This is a genomic window from Solibacillus sp. FSL R7-0668 (assembly GCF_038006205.1).
Taxonomy (GTDB): Bacteria; Bacillota; Bacilli; order Bacillales_A; family Planococcaceae; genus Solibacillus.
In genome coordinates this window covers 3600001-3619496 of sequence record NZ_JBBOUU010000001.1, presented here as the reverse complement: position 1 = coordinate 3619496, position 19496 = coordinate 3600001, and the positions used below count along the sequence as shown (strand labels likewise).

Annotated in this window: 20 protein-coding genes (1 of these 20 running past the window's edge); 18 read left to right on the top strand and 2 right to left on the bottom strand. The window is 38.8% G+C overall.

The window, feature by feature from the left end:
• Positions 1-391: 391 nt before the first annotated feature.
• From MKX47_RS18040 to MKX47_RS18030, 3 genes are all read left to right on the top strand, one after another.
• Positions 392-1141 carry a hypothetical protein gene (locus tag MKX47_RS18040; protein ID WP_340776945.1) on the top strand — a complete coding sequence of 250 codons (750 nt, stop codon included), beginning with the start codon at positions 392-394 and terminating at the stop codon, positions 1139-1141.
• 106 nt (positions 1142-1247) lie between these two features.
• Positions 1248-2321, top strand: a complete 1074-nt coding sequence (locus MKX47_RS18035; RefSeq protein WP_340776944.1) for a D-alanine--D-alanine ligase — start codon at positions 1248-1250, stop codon at positions 2319-2321.
• 12 nt (positions 2322-2333) lie between these two features.
• Complete coding sequence (locus tag MKX47_RS18030; protein ID WP_340776941.1) at positions 2334-3701, top strand: UDP-N-acetylmuramoyl-tripeptide--D-alanyl-D-alanine ligase; 1368 nt, start codon at positions 2334-2336, stop codon at positions 3699-3701.
• Positions 3702-3762: 61 nt separating this feature from the next.
• Here the strand turns inward: MKX47_RS18030 and MKX47_RS18025 are convergent, their stop codons facing one another.
• Complete coding sequence (locus MKX47_RS18025; protein ID WP_340776939.1) at positions 3763-5454, bottom strand: methyl-accepting chemotaxis protein; 1692 nt, start codon at positions 5452-5454, stop codon at positions 3763-3765.
• Between the two features lie 85 nt (positions 5455-5539).
• Here MKX47_RS18025 and MKX47_RS18020 point away from each other — a divergent pair, with 85 nt between their 5' ends.
• The 4 genes from MKX47_RS18020 (at position 5540) to MKX47_RS18005 (ending at position 10251) form a co-directional block, all read left to right on the top strand.
• Positions 5540-6238, top strand: a complete 699-nt coding sequence (locus tag MKX47_RS18020; protein WP_340776937.1) for an alpha/beta hydrolase — start codon at positions 5540-5542, stop codon at positions 6236-6238.
• A gap of 358 nt (positions 6239-6596) precedes the next feature.
• Entirely contained in the window at positions 6597-8150 is a 1554-nt protein-coding gene (locus tag MKX47_RS18015) for a DEAD/DEAH box helicase (protein ID WP_340776935.1), read from the top strand.
• Positions 8151-8309: 159 nt separating this feature from the next.
• Positions 8310-8789 carry a PH domain-containing protein gene (locus tag MKX47_RS18010; RefSeq protein WP_340776932.1) on the top strand — a complete coding sequence of 160 codons (480 nt, stop codon included), beginning with the start codon at positions 8310-8312 and terminating at the stop codon, positions 8787-8789.
• Entirely contained in the window at positions 8782-10251 is a 1470-nt protein-coding gene (locus MKX47_RS18005; RefSeq protein WP_340776930.1) for a PH domain-containing protein, read from the top strand. Before MKX47_RS18010 ends, MKX47_RS18005 begins: the two co-directional genes overlap by 8 nt.
• Before the next feature lie 44 nt (positions 10252-10295).
• On the opposite strand, the gene MKX47_RS18000 is transcribed toward MKX47_RS18005, so the two are convergent.
• Positions 10296-10919, bottom strand: coding sequence for a rhomboid family intramembrane serine protease (locus MKX47_RS18000; protein ID WP_340776927.1), 624 nt, complete (start codon positions 10917-10919; stop codon positions 10296-10298).
• An 86-nt stretch (positions 10920-11005) separates the two neighbouring features.
• On the opposite strand from MKX47_RS18000, the gene acpS reads away from it, so the two are divergent.
• The 11 genes from acpS to MKX47_RS17945 form a co-directional block, all read left to right on the top strand.
• Positions 11006-11359: a holo-ACP synthase gene (gene acpS / locus MKX47_RS17995; RefSeq protein WP_340776924.1), complete on the top strand. Its 354-nt coding sequence runs from the start codon at positions 11006-11008 to the stop codon at positions 11357-11359.
• Positions 11360-11425: 66 nt separating this feature from the next.
• Positions 11426-12424, top strand: a complete 999-nt coding sequence (locus tag MKX47_RS17990) for a LolA family protein (protein ID WP_340776919.1) — start codon at positions 11426-11428, stop codon at positions 12422-12424.
• Between the two features lie 46 nt (positions 12425-12470).
• Positions 12471-13589, top strand: coding sequence for an alanine racemase (gene alr / locus MKX47_RS17985; RefSeq protein ID WP_340776916.1), 1119 nt, complete (start codon positions 12471-12473; stop codon positions 13587-13589).
• Positions 13590-13755: 166 nt separating this feature from the next.
• On the top strand, positions 13756-14037 hold the full coding sequence (locus MKX47_RS17980) for a transcriptional regulator (RefSeq protein WP_445683596.1): 282 nt from the start codon (positions 13756-13758) through the stop codon (positions 14035-14037).
• Between the two features lie 14 nt (positions 14038-14051).
• A complete protein-coding gene (locus MKX47_RS17975) occupies positions 14052-14402 on the top strand; it encodes a type II toxin-antitoxin system PemK/MazF family toxin (protein WP_340776914.1) in 351 nt (116 codons plus the stop codon).
• Positions 14403-14736: 334 nt separating this feature from the next.
• A complete protein-coding gene (locus MKX47_RS17970; protein WP_340777879.1) occupies positions 14737-15138 on the top strand; it encodes an anti-sigma regulatory factor in 402 nt (133 codons plus the stop codon).
• Positions 15139-15151: 13 nt separating this feature from the next.
• Entirely contained in the window at positions 15152-16147 is a 996-nt protein-coding gene (locus MKX47_RS17965; protein WP_340776912.1) for a PP2C family protein-serine/threonine phosphatase, read from the top strand.
• A gap of 71 nt (positions 16148-16218) precedes the next feature.
• The gene (locus tag MKX47_RS17960) at positions 16219-16551 is read left to right on the top strand and encodes an STAS domain-containing protein (protein WP_340776910.1); all 333 of its coding nucleotides are present in this window, start codon (positions 16219-16221) and stop codon (positions 16549-16551) included.
• Positions 16551-17018, top strand: a complete 468-nt coding sequence (gene rsbW / locus MKX47_RS17955) for an anti-sigma B factor RsbW (protein WP_340777877.1) — start codon at positions 16551-16553, stop codon at positions 17016-17018. Before MKX47_RS17960 ends, rsbW begins: the two co-directional genes overlap by 1 nt.
• Positions 16996-17781: an RNA polymerase sigma factor SigB gene (sigB, locus tag MKX47_RS17950; RefSeq protein WP_340776907.1), complete on the top strand. Its 786-nt coding sequence runs from the start codon at positions 16996-16998 to the stop codon at positions 17779-17781. Before rsbW ends, sigB begins: the two co-directional genes overlap by 23 nt.
• A 126-nt stretch (positions 17782-17907) precedes the next feature.
• A protein-coding gene (locus tag MKX47_RS17945) for a Tex family protein (RefSeq protein WP_340776906.1) crosses the window boundary here: on the top strand, positions 17908-19496 show its 5' portion. Its footprint extends 583 nt past the window's final position; only the first 1589 of its 2172 coding nucleotides appear in the window; it begins with the start codon at positions 17908-17910; the stop codon falls past the right edge of the window.

Here is a 19496-nt window from a genome sequence, read left to right as displayed (position 1 = left end):
CTCATTGAATTGATGCGCTACTTTATGTAAAGTAGAATAAACGCAAAAGACAAAGCATTTTAAAATTTCTAGGTATTCGCGCCAGCTCCTCGGTCATTTCAATCCCGCCGTGGAAAGTGGTGAAGCGTTTACTTTCTAGTCGGGCCCTCCAATGCCACAGGCTCACACGATGTGAGTCATTGGGGGCATGCCACATGGACGTGGCGTTTTGCCCACTCGGAGCTAAAAGGGCGCGAATGCACTTTTCTTAATTACTGTATCATATTCTTTGAAAAAATACTTGAACTTCTTCTAACTTAAAAGTTGGACGAAACGAATGATAAAATGTTTCAAATTTGCACAAGAAGTCATATAATAAATCTATTATTCGTATTAAAGGAGCGTGTATTTCGTGGCGAAAAAAATGAAAGCAGCAGAAGATTTTATGCATCATATCTATATACATATGAACGATGTTGAACATTTTGTCGTATATAGTGGGTTAACGGTGAAGCAGTTTATTACTTCTGTTGAGCCGATGAAAAATATTCTGCTGTTAAAGCACGCTTACGAAGATGGCTCGTTTAATATGCATACACAATTCGATTTTGTAACGAATGAAGATATGGCCGATTTTTTGAAAAAAGAAAGTGATTTAAAACAGGACCTATGTTGGGTTGATTTTGCATCTGAAAAAAATGTCAATGCACTAACACCTTTTGAACAGGCTGAACTGCTCTATTTAAGTCATAAGCGTGAGCCACTGGCGACACCATTCTTTAATAAATTACAAAACCGCTATATGTATTATTCATCCGTTGCAGATAAAATGACGAAAGTTTATTATCGTTTCATCGGGGATTCTGAACTGCTCGTGTCGAATTTGTTTAATCAAATGATTAAGGAAAAAGAAGGTGCGGGAAGTTTTTGGCGAAGAAAAAGTAAAAATAATTTTCCAACAATAGATCCTTCAACATTACGATTATATAGACCATATGTGAAGGAAGGCGCGTTACTGTCACTATATAAATTAGATAAGCCTCATGCGCATTATGGAGTCGAAGTTCGCATGCTTAGTGACTATGATTATCCAGATGAAGTATGGGATGACTTAAATGAAATTTTAAAACTCGGCTATGATGAATTAATACAAATTAGTTAACACTCACAGCAAAATAGGCAGTGGGTGTTTTTTATGACGAATGCTCGATCGCATCGTTTTAGGGAAATGATACACTCGTAATGAGTGAAAACTGGAGGTCAAAGAAATGAAAAAAAGAATCGGTTTATTATATGGGGGCAAATCTGCCGAGCATGAAGTATCACTGTCGACAGCGAAGGCAGTTACACAAGCTTTAGATTTTAGCGAGTTTGAAGTCTTTCCGATTTTTATTACATTAAATGGTGAATGGCGCGTGGGACCTCAACTAACAGAAGCCGCACAATCAATCGAACAATTACAATTTACAGCCACATCAGAGCAATCTGATAATAATATTATGCAGTTTGTAACGGCACATATGGAAAATCCATTTGATGTAATCTTCCCGTTATTACACGGTACAAATGGTGAGGATGGTACGGTACAAGGCTTTTTAGAAGTCTTAAATATTCCTTACGTAGGTAACGGTGTACTTGGTTCTGCTGCTGGTATGGATAAAGTGGCGATGAAGCAATTATTTGAAATGGCAGGCTTACCGCAAGTGCCCTATGTCCATTTCATTCGTAGTGAGTGGGAAAGCAATAAGCTAGGCTATACAGCAAAATGTGAAGAAGCATTAGGCTATCCGATGTTTGTAAAACCAGCAAACTTAGGTTCAAGTGTCGGAATAAGTAAGGCTTCCAATGCTACCGAATTAGAAAAAGCGGTCGCATTTGCCCTACAATATGACCGTAAAATCGTTGTAGAGCAAGGGGTAATCGCGCGTGAAATTGAGCTAGCTGTATTAGGAAATGATAATCCACAAGTATCTGTTGCTGGTGAAATTAAGCCAATGACGGAGTTTTATGATTATGATTCGAAATATAAAGATGGTTCAACAGCGTTAATTATTCCAGCTCCATTAGAAGAGCAAGTTTATGCGAGCTTAGTAGATATGGCGAAAAAAGCATTTAAGGCCATTGATGGAGCAGGACTAGTACGTGCAGACTTCTTCGTGACAGCAAATAATGAAATCTTTATCAATGAAGTGAACACATTACCAGGCTTTACACCGGTAAGTATGTATCCATTATTATGGCAGCATACAAATGTGCCTTACCCAGAGCTAATCAAAAAATTAATCGAGCTTGCAGTAGCACGTTATAAAGAAAAACAACAACTTCAATACAACAAAGACTAAGTGGGGTAAACCGTGAAAAAGAATTTACAACAGCTAGCAAATTGGCTAAACATTGAAAATCAAGCATTTCCAGATACCATTGTTACAGGTGTGTCCATTGATACGCGCACGATTCAAAAAGGGGACTTATTTGTTCCGTTTCGCGGAGAGGCTGTAAACGGTCACCGCTTTGTGGAGCAAGCATTTGAAAAAGGGGCAGCGGCTGCTTTATGGATGAGTGATGAACCGAATCCGCCGCAGCATTATCCATTAATTTTTGTCGATGATCCAGAAATCGCGCTACAGGAAATGGCGAAGGGCTACCGTAACGAACATCAAGCAACCTTTATTGGTATTACGGGTTCAAATGGTAAAACATCAACGAAGGATATTTTAGCAAGCGCACTAGCTCCATACTATAAAGTACAAAAAACAATCGGTAACTTTAATAACCAATTAGGCTTACCTATTACGATTTTACAGCTGGATGAGGACACGGAGATTTCAGTACTGGAAATGGGGATGAGCGGTTTTGGTGAAATTGAGTTTTTAACGAAGCTAGCACGCCCTCACTATGCAATTATTACAAATATTGGTGAAGCACATATGCAAGATTTAGGCTCTCGCGAAGGTATTGCGAAAGCCAAGTTTGAAATTATTAAAGGGTTAGATGAAAGCGGTGTATTATTCTTTGATGGGGATGAGCCATTACTACAAAAACTTGTGGCAAAGCAGCCAGCTTTAAGCACGCAATCAGTGGGCTTTGCAGCGTGTCTTGATTTGGTGGCCTCTGAAATTGTAGCAACAGCTGAAGGTAGCAATTTCCATGTTGAAGGAGCCATCGAGGGGGATTTCTTTATTTCGGTTCTCGGTGAACACCAGGTGAAAAATACGTTAAATGCAATGCTAGTCAGTAAGGCACTTGGCTTAACGGATGAGCAAATTCGCGCGGCATTAAAGCAGGTCGTGTTAACGGATATGCGTATGCAGCTAATTCCTGTAGGCGAGGTGCTATTCATTAATGACGCCTACAATGCTGCGCCGACCAGCATGCAAGCAGCCATTCAATTTGTCAATCAAACATCGATTCGCAGTGACAAATGGTTAGTGCTAGGAGATATGCTAGAGCTAGGCGATGAGGAGCAACAAATGCATGAAAAAATCGCTCAACATATCAAAATGGGTGATGTGAACTATGTATGCTTATATGGTCCACGTATGAAATGGTTATATGAAAAGCTACAAGGTCAATTTGAATCACAACGTCTTATTTATTCAGAAACAGATTATGCGCCGATTATTGAAACAATCAAACAACAAGCAACGAACGATACACTAATTTTAGTAAAAGGTTCGCGCGGTATGAAGCTTGAAACGATTATCCAAGGCGTAGCGCAATAAATGATAAAAAGGTGTGGAAACCAGCAGCATTTTAGCTGTTAGGTCCACACCTTTTTGCTTATTAAAATTTGAAGCGGTGAATGAGGTTGGATAAGCCTTCAGAAGCCTGCTCTAATGATTTTGCAGAAGCTGTAATTTCCTCCATTGCAGCGAGCTCCTGGTCTGAAAGCTCGGCTGTATGTGTAGCTTTACGAGCAGATTGATCAGCAATGGCACTTGTTTTCAATGTAAGCTCATGAATGCTTTGAATGCTTGTTTCAATTTGATCTGTCAGTTGTACAATTTGTTTGAATAGAACATTTTCGGATTGAATGGCGTCATGAATGGCAGAGAAGGCGTGTTCGGTATTGCTAACAACTTGAATGCCAGAAGTCACTTCTTGTGAGCCCTGTGACATCATATGAACGGCTTTTTCTGTATTCGATTGAACCGCTGCAATCAGTTCTGTAATTTGATAAGCGGAGTGTTTTGATTGCTCTGCTAACGTACGTACCTCTTCGGCGACGACCGCGAATCCTTTACCATGTTCACCTGCACGAGCTGCTTCAATGGCTGCGTTTAAGGCGAGTAGGTTCGTTTGATCCGCAATCGTTGTAATGACATCTGAAATAGAGCCGATTTCATTGGATTGCTCACCTAATTGTTGAATTACCTTTTCACTTTCTAAAACAGACCCACGAATGGATTCCATTTGTGCGACAACCTTTTGGATGGCGTCATTGCCAGCACTTGCTTGGTTTGATGTGTGAATTGTAGATTGTTCGATAAGATCCACAGCCTGTCCAATTTGATTAATATTATCGTGTAAGGAATCAATATCCCGCTCGCTTTGCACGGTAATTTTACGCTGTGTCACTGCACCGTCTGCTACCTCATGTAGCGAGTTCGTAATACTATTTGTAAAATTGGTCGATTGAGCGGCACTTTCATATAAATCTTCGCAGGACACGGTCATCTCTTCCGCAGTATTGGATATTTCATTCATCATATCGCGTAAGGTTACCAGCATGTCATTAAAGGAAGTTGCTAAGTCTCCAATTTCATCCTTTGTTGTTACTTGGAGGGTTTGCGTTAAATCACCCTCGCCTTTAGAAATCGCGTAAAGCTGCTGACGAATTGTTTTGATAGGTGCTACAATTTTACGTGCAACAAACATACTAATAGCGATAGCGAATAGTCCTACTACGGTAATGATGGTTAAAATAATTTTTTGGACAGTGGCGATGGCTGTATCAATGGTCTCAATGGATTCGCCAACAAACCACATGCCAATGACATGATTATTGGCATCTTTTATAGGTGTGTACACCGTTAAATGGGGTGTATTGACTACATCAGCCGTTCCGATATAGGTTTCGCCGCTTAATACCTTTTGAGAAACCTGTTCAGAGGCTGTTGTACCGACAGCGCGTTCGCCCTCAATTTTGACATTCGTGGCAATACGGGTATCATGTAAGAAAATAGTTGATACGATGCCCATATCCGATAAAATAAGATCGAGCTCGTCGCTCATATTTTCAACGTTTTCCTCCCCTTTAAATAGCGAGCCATCTTGGACATGCCAGTCTCCTTTAAATAAAGTATCTAAATATTGGTAGTTACTATGGGATAAACTTAGTAAATTCTCTTCATATGTATGTAATAATGTTTTTTCTACAATTTGATTGACGCCGAAGCTAACGGCAAGTGCAATCAATACAATACTAGCGATGACTAAGCCATTAATTTTCGTGGCAATTGATAATGATTTCATATTCATTCCCTTTCTTTTATTAATAAATAAATTATACTATTTTACTGGGAATAATAAACAAAAATTTGTGAATGTAGGTGATACGATGTCGACGGGTATACTTTTTCTACACGGATTTTCGGGAGGACCCTATGAGGTACAGCCATTTGCAGACTTTATTCAGCAGCGTACAACATGGGAAGTAAGCATTCCCACTTTTTCAGGGCATGGGGAAGCGGAAGAATTGGCGATGAAGGGCTATAAGGCGGAGCATTGGATGATGGAAGCGGAAATTGCCTATCGAAATTTAAAGAAAAAAGTGGATGATGTCATCGTCGTTGGATTTTCAATGGGTGGCGTTATTGCGATGTATTTAGCGATTCGTTATCAGGTGAAAAAGCTAGTGCTGCTTAGTGCGGCGGCAAAATATATTAGTCCGACACAGCTTGTCAAAGACATTCGTGCAATGGCTGAAGATTTTATGCATCATCAATTAGAGGACAATGAATTATTTGCACGCTATAAATTTAAGTTTAAGCATGTCCCATTATCGGCTACAGTTGAATTTACACGTGTTGTGCAAAAAACTGCACCGTATATTCAAAACGTAAAATGCCCGACATTTATCGTACAAGGGAAATTAGATGGGATTGTTCCATTTTCAACAGCTGCTTATTTGCAAAATTTGCTTCAAGCATCCGAGCAAAAATTGTACATTTCTGAGCAGGGCAAACACCATATTTGCTATAGCGATGATTGTGAAATTTGGTTTCAGGAAGTTTTTGATTTTTTGACAGCTAGCTAGTGTAAAGCATTTCAAAAAAGCATAATCGTTGCATACCGAGAAGTCCCGTGTTAGACTATGTAAAGCAATGGATACATTTTGTGCAAAGACTCTTCAAGCGTTTTAGGTGAAGAGTGCTTTTTTTTGATAACGGTTTTATTCTATTTTTTAACTATGTATTGCCAATAAGAAACTGTAGAATCGAACCGCTCGGCAATGACCGGGCTTTCCCTTCATATAAGAGACTCTACGTTTTGTAAGTAGAGAGAATTTTTTAGTAACGGAAACGTTCCATTTATAATGGCTCGAACTTTGCCGCCATTTCATCTGAAAATGTAACCATTTGTCAACTTATATAGGAAAAAGGAGATTGAAGAGTTTGACAAATTTTTCAGAATTAAACATTAGTGAGTCTACATTACGTTCAGTTAAACGTATGGGATTTGAAGAAGCAACACCAATCCAAGAAGGTACAATTAACTTTGCCATGGCTGGTCGTGACGTATTAGGTCAAGCGCAAACAGGTACTGGTAAAACAGCTGCATTTGGTATTCCATTAATCGAGAAAATCGATCCTAAAAATCCAAATATCCAAGCTTTAGTAATTGCCCCAACTCGTGAATTAGCAATCCAAGTTTCAGAAGAACTTTATAAATTAGGCTATGATAAGCGCGTAAAATTATTATCAGTTTACGGTGGACAAGAAATTGGCCGTCAAATCCGTGCGCTTAAAAATCGTCCACAAATTATCGTAGGTACACCTGGTCGTATTCAAGACCATATTAACCGTCGTACGATGAAATTAGACGAAGTACAAACGTTAGTATTAGACGAAGCAGACGAAATGTTAAACATGGGCTTCATCGATGATATTAACGCGATTTTAGAATCAGTTCCATCTGATCGTCAAACATTATTATTCTCAGCAACAATGCCACCTGCAATCCGCAAAATTGCTGAAACATTCATGAAAGACCCAGAAATCGTTAAGATTAAAGCAAAAGAATTAACAATGGAAAACATTGAGCAGTTCTTTGTAAAAGCTACTGAGCGTGAGAAGTTCGATGCACTTTCTCGTTTATTAGATTCTCAAAAACCAGAGTTAGCTATTATCTTTGGTCGTACAAAACGACGTGTTGATGAGCTATCTCAAGCATTAGGCTTACGTGGTTTCTTAGCAGAAGGAATTCACGGTGACTTATCACAAGCAAAACGTATTTCGGTATTACGTCAATTCAAAGAAAGCAAAATTGACATTTTAATCGCAACAGACGTAGCGGCTCGTGGTTTAGATATTTCAGGTGTAACACATGTTTACAACTTCGATATCCCACAAGACCCAGAGTCTTACGTTCACCGTATTGGTCGTACAGGCCGTGCTGGTAAACAAGGTACTTCTGTAACATTCGTAACACCTCGTGAAATGGGTTACTTACGTATCGTAGAAGAAACTACGAAAAAACGTATGACGCCTTTACGTCCACCAACATCAGAGGAAGCATTAGTAGGCTTACAAGAAGATGCAATGCAATCGTTAGTGGAATTAGTACAAAACAATGATTTAGGCAACTACCGTGAATTAGCGGCGAAGTTATTAGAAAATAACGAAGCGTTAGATTTAGTGGCAGCTGCACTCAAATCTATTACAAAAGAGCCAGATGCAACTCCTGTTTCATTAACAGAAGAGCGTCCATTACCAATGCGTCGCGATCGTTCTCATGGTGGTGGCCGTGGTCGCGGTGGCAATGACCGTAACCGTGGTGGCGGTGGCTATCGTGGTGGAGATCGTCGTGGCGGAGGCGGTGGAGACCGTCGTCGCGAAGGTGGTAATCGCGGAGGCGAACGTCGTGATGGAAGTCGTCGTGATGGTGGCGGACGTCGCGAAGGTTCAACTTCTCGTGATCGTCGTCCTCGTCAACGTCGCGAAGACTAATTTATTACAAAGCAAAACACATCAGCAAAATTTTGCTGGTGTGTTTTTTCTTAATTATTTGTGTTAAGTTTCAAAAATGTGGAAGTCTTATAGTAAAATAAAGTGAAACAAAAGATGATTTAAATCGTAGAACTAGTTAGAGAAAATGAGGTGTAAAAGATGAGAGCACAACCACAATACAAATTGCCAAAAAAAGCAGTAACAGTTTGGCGTTTGTATGGATTGATTCAAACGATGATTTTAGCATTACTTGCAGCAGGGGCCATATTCCTAACAGTTCGATTTGACTGGCCAACATGGATTCAGTGGGTAATGATTGCCGCTGTTGTCCTATCAATTATTTGTTCCATCATCATTTTTCCAACTGTTCGTTGGAATATTTGGCGCTATGAAGTACGTGAGCAGGAGATTGAAATTCAAAGCGGCTTATTTGTTGTGACACGTACATTAATTCCGATGGTGCGCGTACAACATGTCGATACCGAGCAAGGTCCTATTCTAAAGAAATATAATTTGGCAAATATTTCGATTTCGTCAGCGGCAACGGTTCATACGATTCCGATGTTGGAGCTAGAGGATGCAGATTTGTTACGTATGAAGATTTCAGAATTAGCAAGGGTGGCGGAAGATGATGTCTAACGAAAAATTTAAACTTCATCCGGCAGCGGTATTGATCAATGTTGTGAAGGCATTGAAGGATCTGTTAGTGCCCATTGTCATTATTATAGTAGCCAATGGATTTAACTTTAATCTAGATTTTCGGAGTGAGGATTTTTTTGCAGAAATCATACCATTGATGATTTTATTCATTATGTTACTTTGGACGCTCATCAATGGGGGAATTAAATGGTGGACCTTCGTTTATTGGTTTGAGGATAGCGAACTTCGTGTAGAATATGGTTTATTTGTAAAAAAGAAGCGTTATATACCCTTTGAACGTATACAAAATTTAAATTATAAAGAAGGTATATTTCACCGAATTTTTAAGCTGGTGGAAGTACAAGTAGAAACAGCTGGTAGTAAAAACGGAAAAGCAGAGGCAGAATTGACGGCTGTGACACGTGCTGCGGCTGATGAAATTGAAATTCGAATGAAGCAGGCGAAAAATAAACAAACATCAATAGAAGAAAACGAACCACAAATTCAAGAAGAAATGCCATCAACGGTCGTACATAAAATGCAAATTCCAGAGCTGTTGTTACTTGCAACAACATCAAGCGGTGTAGGTGTAGTGCTTGCCGGGGTATTTGCCATTGTTTCGCAATTTGCAGAGTTTATTCCGTTTGATGCAATTTATGATGAAGTGGCGTTTTTGATGAAATATAGCTTTATTGTGGTAGCGATTTTAATTGCCCTTGCCCTGCTATTAACATGGATTATTTCAGTTGGCTTTACCTGTTTAAATTATTATAATTTTACGGTATTAAAAGAGCAGGAGCGGTTAATTATTACGCGAGGCTTGATTGAAAAGAAGCGTGTGACAATTCCGTTGAATCGCGTACAGGCAATTAAGATTGTTGAAAACCCCTTTCAACAAGTATTAGGGCTTGCTTCGGTTGCGGTAGAAAGTGCAGGTGGCGGTTTTAGCGGAGAGGCGGATAAAAAAATTATTTTGTTTCCACTCATAGCGAAAAAGGAGTTGCTTACACCGCTGCAAGAACTGTTTCCGGATTATGATTTTGCCTATTCATCACATGTAAAGCCACCAAAAAAAGCACAGCCGTTTTTCTATCGCATTGATTTTATTTGGTTTGTGCCGCTTGTTGGAGTGATATCCTACTTCTTTTATCCGTATGGGTTATTGTCGCTTTTACTTATAATACCGATTCTTTTATTAGGGAGATGGCAGTTCAATACAACAGGCTATACCCTTTACGACAATCAAATTACGATTACATCTCGTATGATTAGTCGCGTTACCTTTTTTGCGGTGAAAAAGCGTATTCAAGTAACACAGGGGCGTCAAACGTACTTTCAAAAGCGACGCGATATTGGCTCGGCAAAGATTGTTGTAATGTCTGGGATGGCAGGAGCATCTGCTACAGTACGTCATATTGAACAGCAGGAAGTGGAGCGAATTTTAGATTGGTATGAACATTAAAATGGGTGCGTTAAAAGTCGAAATACTTTTAACGCACCCATATCTTATTTTACACGTCGAATGCCTTTTTCGCGCCAACGTACCATATTTTTCGGATTGAAATAGACAAAACCTAAAATAAAGCCGGTAATCAGTCCACCTAGATGGGCAGTAATATTAATATTTGGCATTAAAAATGTCATAATAACACTAACGACAATTAACGGTAAGATGATTTGCTTGAGCTGAGGGAATAAATGTCTTGTGTAATAGACTAAAGCAGCGAACGCACCGAACATCCCATAAATCGCACCACTTGCACCAACACTTGCATAGGTAGGATCCTCAATTAAAAAGCTGGCGGCAATACCAAAAATACCAGCTAAAAAGTAAATCGTTAAAAAGCGCATTTTGCCTGCAATTTTTTCGAGCTCAGGACCAAATAAAAATAAGGAAAACATATTAAATAGCACATGTGTAAAGCCCAGGTGTAAAAACATGGATGTAATGATGCGCCACCATTCACCTTGAGCAATGAGAGCATTTACGCTCATACCCATATATAAAAGGTTGCGACCAAAGCCAGGGATTAACGTCAGTAAATAAACGACTAAATTGATGGCGATGAGTGACGATACAACAGGGTATAACCGAATGTATTGCTTAAAACTTTCTCTACGAATAAACATATTTCACCTCGATAACGTCCTATAAAAAAACGAATTATTTTCATTATACATTGGAATATTACGTAAAAGAAAGGGAGAGCCTTCAAATGATTAAAGGAATTGGATTAGACTTAATCGAATTAGAACGTATCGAAAAAATGATGTTACGCTCAACTAAATTTGTCGAACGCATTTTGACGGTAAGAGAACGAACTATTTTTGAGGCACTTTCGCATGCACGCAAAGTTGAATTTTTAGCGGGGCGATTTGCTGCGAAAGAGGCATACGCAAAAGCAAATGGAACAGGAATTGGAAAGGGCTGCGAGCTGATGCAAATCGAAATATTAAAAGATGAAGTCGGTAAGCCGCTACTCTTCTTTGATGGGGAACAAGTAAATGGCTTTATATCCATTACACATACGAAAACAACAGCTGCTGCGCAAGTAATCTTAATGCAATAATACATACATGCCTTCTTTCTTTCATATGCTGTTTTATCGAGAACAGATGAAGGAAAGGGTGGAGCATTGAACATTCGATTGCTCGTAGTTGTCGCATTTTGTATTTTTTTAGCGGCTTGTGGAAAAGTGACGCAGGAAGAAGTGATTGAAGATGTCAATAAAAAGTGGAATGATCCAAAAGGCTACGAACTAACAGCATCTATGGAAGTTCGAACAGGAAACGAGCCGAGAATTTATGATGTCAATGTATGGCATACGAAACCGGATTTTTACCGTGTATCGGTTAATCCACAAGGTGAGACAGAGCAGCAGTTAATTGTTCGCAATGAAGAAGGGGTATTTGTCGTAACCCCAGCACTACGTAAGACACATAAGTTTCAAAGTGAATGGCCGAAGCAAAATAGTCAAGGGTATTTAATTGGTGCTTTAGCAGAAGATTTATTGGCAGATAAAAATGTAGTGATGACAGAAGATGAAGAAAACTTTATATTTGAGCTAGCTACACGAAATGTCGATCGTACAGCATTACCAGTTCAACAAATTTCGATCAACAAAAAGACGATGTTGCCAACAAAAGTGAGTGTGCTAGACGGAGAGCTGCAGGAACAAGTCGTTATTCAATTTAAAGACATCAATTTAGGTGCACATCATAAGGCGGAAGAATATGCGGTAGAAAAATTTTCGGAAAATGAGGAAAAAAAGGCAGCTAGTGCCGATATAGTTAACACAGAGTTCAAAGTTTATTATCCAACAGTCGATTGGGCTCATACAAAATTAACGGATGAGTACGAAGTGCAGGATAATGGAAGCTCACGTGTCATTTTAACGTTTGAAGGGGAAAAGCCATATACGATGATGCAACAGCCAATCAATTATAATGAAAGTATGCTACCTGTGTTTTCTACAGGGGATCCGGCTGATTTAGGAGATACAATCGGTGCGATTACAGAGCATTCTATTCAATGGGACAAAGATGGCATGTCATTCTTCATTGCATCAACAAAGTTGACAAAAGAAGAGCTATTAGAAGTAGCGGCAAGTGTTCAAGAAGGTAGTCAAAAATAGTTTATAAGTATATGTTTAAATTTACAAAAAGAGGGTAATGTTAACGATGGATATTCAAACGAATTATCGACCTACAGAAGCAATAATTAATTTACAAGCGATCAAGCAAAATGTTGCGTCATTGCGCCAGCATCTCCAAAAAAATGTGCAAATTATTGCCGTTGTAAAGGCAAATGCATATGGCCATGGTGACGTAGAGGTAGCAGCAGCGGCAATTGAAGCGGGGGCAACAATGCTCGCGGTTGCCACACCAGATGAAGCAGTACATATGAGAGCACATTTCCCGGAAATTGATATATTAATACTAGGTGCAACACCACCGAATTTTATTCCATACGCTGCAAAGGAAAATATTACCCTGACTGTTTTTTCAACAGATTGGATAAAATATGCGGCTAGCTATTTACCGCAGGCACAACCAGTGAAGTTACACATTAAGGTCGACTCGGGTATGGGGCGCATTGGAGTAACTTCAAAAGAGGAGCTTATTCCCTTATACCAAATGATTACCGATTCACCGCATTTCATTGTCGATGGCATTTTTACGCATTTTGCAACGGCTGATGAGGAAGATTCTTTGTACTTTGATAACCAAGTGTCCTTGTTTAAGGAATTATTGGCGGCATTGCCGTCGAAGCCAAGACTTGTACATGTAGCTAATACCGCAACCGCATTAGTTAAAGATATATCTTTACAATATGATGCTGTAAGATTTGGTATTTCAATGTACGGTTTACTTCCTTCATCATATGTTGGAGAAATTTTACCGTTTCCAATTCAGCCGGCATTTTCGTTACAAACAGAGTTAGTTCATGTAAAACCGCTTCAAGCAGGGCAATCTGTGGGGTATGGTGCGACATTTACCGCACAAGAAGATATTTATGTTGGGACAATTCCGATTGGTTATGCAGATGGTATGCTTCGTAAGCTTGGTGGGCAAGAGGTACTTGTAGGTGGCGAGCGTGCTAAAATTATTGGACGAATTTGTATGGATCAAAGTATGATTTTATTACCAAAAGCATATAATATTGGAGAGCCTGTTGTATTAATTGGACGTCAAGGCCAAGAGGAAATTACATTAGATGATTGGGCAAATAAGTTAGAGACCATCAACTATGAAGTGCCTTGTGTCATTACGGCTCGAGTTCCTAGAAAATATCAGTAATTGTACGATGAGCTTTGTCGAAAAATTGTAGATTAAAGCAAGTACTTTCACTTATTTGTCATGACCATCGCGAGAATTGTAAGTTTTTTTACTTTCTTGTCTTTTCTTCGCAATCATTCAATGTTAGAATGATATGGAAATGGGATGTTCGGTGGAGGTGCTTGTTTTGTACACAAAAGATATTGTCAATGTAGAAGAAGTAGTGTTTAATTATCCAAACGAGTTAATTGTGCAATTTGAGAGAAAGTTAGGTCGCGATACAAATAATCGTGATATGATTTCGTATTTAGCGGCTAAGGAATATACAAAGCATATGCAACCAAATCAAATACGGGAAGCTTTAATGAAAGGCTATGTGGAAATGTCGCAAATTAATCTGACAATTTGTAGTGAATGCTTACATGCAGAATATGAAGCGGATCAAACATATGGTGGAGCGTCTCGTTAGCGGGGGATGACAATTTGATTGTAAAACGTGGAGACGTTTTTTTTGCCGATTTATCACCGGTTATAGGTTCAGAACAAGGTGGTACAAGACCAGTCCTTATTATTCAAAATGATATAGGTAATCGTTTTAGTCCAACAGTCATTATCGCTGCAATTACTGCGCAAATTCAAAAAGCAAAATTACCTACCCATGTTGAAATCGATGCCAAAAAGTATGGATTTGAACGCGATTCTGTAATTTTGCTTGAGCAATTGCGTACTATTGATAAATCTCGATTAACAGATCGAATTACGCAGCTAGATGCCAAATTAATGCATGAAGTGGATATTGCACTTAATATTAGTTTAGGACTTGTAAAATTTTAATACATAAAAAAACATCGGAACATAATTGTTTCGGTGTTTTTTAATAGATAAAAAAATGGATGTGGAGCTCTATAGCTTTCGACAATACGAATAGAAATATGCTAGAAATAGAATTTAAATGAGAAATTGAGTATAAACAAGTTTTAAATAGTGTAAAAATTAGAATCTTGCTTTAAAATGGAAATAGTGAGTTGTCTATTTTTGTAAAATTATAATTATTGCTATTTGGTTACGCAAAAAATGACAAAGTTTGATATAATTAATTGATAATTTAAAATATTTGGGTTATTCGTTGATTCTCTTGAAGTATATTAAAGAAATTGGAGGCGCTATGATGGATACAAAGTCTACTGTAGAGATCATAACAGAATGGGATATTGTAGCTGCACGCCAACTAGGAAGGAACGAAGCAAAGGCTATAGGCTTTGGCGTAGTAGACCAAGCTCGAATTACGACGGCAATAAGTGAACTTGCTCGAAATATTTATTTATATGCCCGTGCAGGAGAAATAACAATAGAACAAATTAGTAATGGCGATAAAACTGGGATTCGTATTGTCGCTAAAGATAAAGGTCCTGGTATAAATAATTTAAAAAAAGTGATGGAAGATGGTTATTCTACATCGGGTGGACTTGGTGCAGGCTTACCGGGCGTCAAAAGGCTGATGGATTCAATGGATATTCAGTCGTCTGAAGGCAATGGAACGATTGTTGTTATTGAAAAATGGATGCAATAGGAAGTGATGACGATTGAAAGAATTACAAATTCAGTATCAGAAAATATTATCTGATTACTTAGAGAATCAAACGGAACGAAATTTATATATTGGTCAAAATTTTATTCGACAATTGATTCTGAAGAAGGTAACACCTGAAGAAGTGATTAATATCCATAAGCATGCAATCGAAGAAATTTATCGGAATTTGCCGGACGATGTTTCAAATAGTTTTGATTTTTTAATTGAAGTGATGGTGCATTTTGGGCTGACACTAAAAGAGCATCAAAGTTTGCTAGAACAGCAAGAAGAATTACGGACTGAAATGAATGTGGCGACAAAAATTCAAGATATGTTTCTTCGGACAACCGTTCCAAAAATCGAAGCCATCGATATTGGTATGGTATCCGTTCCTATCCGTAAAATGAATGGTGATTATGTACATATCTTAAGTGATGATGAACAGTATGTTAGCGTCGCAGTGACGGATGTAGTAGGCAAGGGTGTACCCGCAGCACTCTGTATGTCGATGGTGAAGTATGGCTTGGATACATTAGAGTATGCAACAAATGAGCCATCTTATATATTAGAAGTTTTAAATCGCATCATTGAAAAAAGCGTAGATGATAGTATGTTTGTCTCGATGTTTTATGGCACGTATGAAGTTGAAAGCAGTCAATTTACATATGGTTCTGCTGGACATGAGCCGGCAATTTACTATTGTGCAAGCAAGCAAAGTTTTTATGATTTAGAGTCTAAAGGGTTGCTATTAGGTGTAATGCCTGAAGTGAAGTACCCTCAATATGAAATTGAAATGAAAAAAAATGACTTTATATTAATGATGACAGATGGTGTGACAGATTTCCGCAAGCAGGGTGAGTTGGATCCGCGAGATGTTATAAAAAATTTAGCCTTAAAATATAACCATCTATCAGCACAAAAAATGTGTGAGCAAATGTACAGTTATTTAAAATCCATGCCAGAGTTTGACTTAGAAGATGATTTTACGGTCGTTATTTTTAAAAAATAATTCCAAAAATAGGTTTAACTTTATGAGATAAGGGTAACTTACTATAGTTTAGTAGATGGAGGTGTCTAATAATGAATGTCAATGTTCAGTTTAGAGAAGATGGAAATGTGCTACGTGGTTATATCGAAGGCGAAATCGACACGTTTACAGCACCTGTATTGCGTGAAGAATTGGAAACTGTTCGCATTGTAGAAGGGCGAAAGATTGAGCTAGATTTATCAAAAGTGAACTATATGGATAGTACCGGCTTAGGGATTTTTGTCGCATTCTACAAAAAGGTAATACGTGAAAATGCATCGTTAAAATTAGTGAATTTGTCCAGTCGTTTAGTACGCTTATTTGAGATTACAGGATTAAGTGAATTAATGAGTATTGAGACCGACGAGGAGCTGGAATTGAAATGATGAAAGCATTTGATTATATCGAAATCCGAGTACCCGCTAAACCGCAATATGTAAGTGTCATTCGCTTGATGGTTTCCGGTCTAGCTGTGCGTGTTGGATTCACTTATGACGAAATTGAGGATTTAAAAATTGCGGCAAGTGAAGCTGTAACCAATGTTGTCCATCATGCGTATAAAGGTGACAGTGGAGAGGTAGTAATTGGCTGTGCACTTTTTGAGAACAAGATAGAAATCATGGTTGCGGATTACGGCGTTAGCTTTAATTTTGAAGAAGTAAAGTCAAAGATTGGCCCATATAGTGAGGATGAAAACGTGGCGCTTTTACGTGAAGGTGGATTAGGTATCTATTTAATGGAAACTTTAATGGATGAAGTCCAATTAAATAATGAAGGCGGCGTAACTGTTTTCATGACTAAGTATGTCTCGAGAGAGCAGGTGAGGGAGAATGTCGAAAGAATCACTACCTAGAAATGCATCAAAAGAAGAGGTACTAAAATGGATTGCAGAATATCAAGAGCATGCGAGTGAAGAATCACAAACCAACCTAGTACTGCACTATCAACAATTAGTAGAATCAATTGCTCGCAAATATTCTCATGGTAAATCTTATTATGATGATATAGTACAAGTTGGTATGCTTGGCTTATTAGGTGCGATTCGACGATTTGATCCTGCTTTTGGAAGAAGCTTTGAGGCATTTGCCGTTCCAACCATTGTTGGGGAAATTAAACGTTTCTTGCGTGACAAAACATGGGATGTTCATGTACCGAGACGGATTAAAGAGCTTGGACCCCGTATTAAATCAGCAGTAGAAGCATTAACGATAGAATTACAGCGTTCACCTTCGATAAGTGAAATAGCTACTCGTTTAGAGGTGAATGATGAAACGGTGCTTGAAGCAATGGAGATGGGGCGTAGCTATCAAGCATTATCGATGGATCATTCGATTGAATCCGATTCAGATGGTAGTACGGTTACTTTATTTGATATCATTGGGAAAGAAGATGATGGCTATGAAGTAACCGATCGTCGTATGATTGTAGCGGAGGCCATGAATATATTAAGTGAACGTGAGCGTCAAATTATTCAATTGACCTACTTAGCTCAGCTCAGTCAAAAAGAAGCTGCTGAACGACTAGGTATATCACAAATGCATGTTTCGCGTATTCAACGAAAGGCTATACAAAAATTACAAGATGCCATTTCTTCAAGTGGCAGCGTATCAATATAAATGTTTGGAGTCTACTATTTTTGCATAGTAGGCTCTTTTTGTTTGGTGAAATTGTGGTTTTTTAAGAGTAGCTACAGCTTGTTAGTGGTAAACTAAAAGGAGTTCGAACATAAAAGGAGTGGCACGATGGAACAGAAGAAAATGCTACAAATGATTGCAAAAGATGTAAATGTACAGTTAAAACAGGCACAAGCCGTTATTGATTTATTGGCAGAAGGGAACACCGTGCCGTTCATTGCTCGTTATCGAAAAGAAGTTACGGGTTCTTTGGATGAAGTGCAAATTAAAGCTATTGAAGATCGCTATCATTACATACAACAATTAGAAACACGAAAAGAAGAAGTCCTCCGCTTAATTGATGAGCAAGGGAAATTGACAGAAGAATTACAGCAAGCCATCCAAGCAGCGACCGTGTTACAGCGTGTTGAAGATTTATATCGCCCATTTAAGCAAAAGCGTCGTACGAAAGCCACGATTGCCAAAGAGCGAGGGCTAGAGCCATTAGCAGAGCAAATTTTAAAATTTACAAAGCAATCCTTAGACCAATTGGCTACCGGTTTTATTAATGAAGAAAAAGGGGTTGCAACGATAGATGATGCATTAGCAGGTGCGCGGGATATTTTAGCAGAGTATTTTGCAGACGATGCCGCAATTCGTGAAAAGTTACGAAAATTATCGTGGCGTGAAGGGAAGCTTGTAACAGCTGTAAAAAATGCGGAGAAGGACGAAAAAAAAGTATTCGAAATGTATTATGAATATGAAGAACCCGTTTCTCGTATAGCCCCACACCGCACGTTAGCAGTAAATCGAGGGGAAAAAGAAGATATACTCCGTGTATCAATTGATGTACCTATAGAGAAGGCGACAGCCCAAATGGCGATGCATTTCATTCCGAATCATTTTGTGGGTCCATCTGTCGAACAAGTTACACTCGCAATTACAGATAGCTATAAACGCTTAATTAAACCATCTATCGAAAATGAATTACGCTCAGAGTTAACGGAAAAAGGTGAGACACAGGCGATTCATATATTCTCGGAAAACTTGCGTAATTTATTATTACAACCACCAATGCGCGGAAAAATGGTATTAGGTGTGGACCCGGCTTATCGAACAGGCTGTAAACTAGCAGTAGTGGATGAAACAGGAAAGATGATCGAAATCGGTGTAATTTATCCGCATACGACATCTGATACGACAAAATCAAAAACAACGATTAAAGCATTATTGAAAAAGTACCCGATTAGCATTATCGCGATTGGTAATGGGACTGCTTCACGCGAGACTGAGCAATTTATCGCAGAAGTGCTAAAAGAAGTAAATGAGCAAGTTGCATATGTAATCGTCAATGAGGCCGGTGCATCTGTTTATTCAGCATCCGATGTAGCCCGTGCCGAATTCCCGGACTTACAAGTGGAACAGCGTAGTGCGGTATCAATTGCGCGCCGTTTGCAGGATCCTTTATCTGAATTAGTAAAAATCGAACCCAAAGCAGTTGGTGTCGGACAATATCAGCACGACGTATCACAAAAAAAGCTAGCAGAGTCCCTAACATTTATTGTAGAGACAGCGGTAAACCAAGTCGGCGTAGATGTAAACACAGCGTCTGCTTCATTGCTTCAATATGTATCGGGCTTATCGAAAACAGTGGCAGAAAATATCGTAAGCATGCGCGGTGAAAATGGAAAGTTCACTTCACGTGCACAACTGAAAAA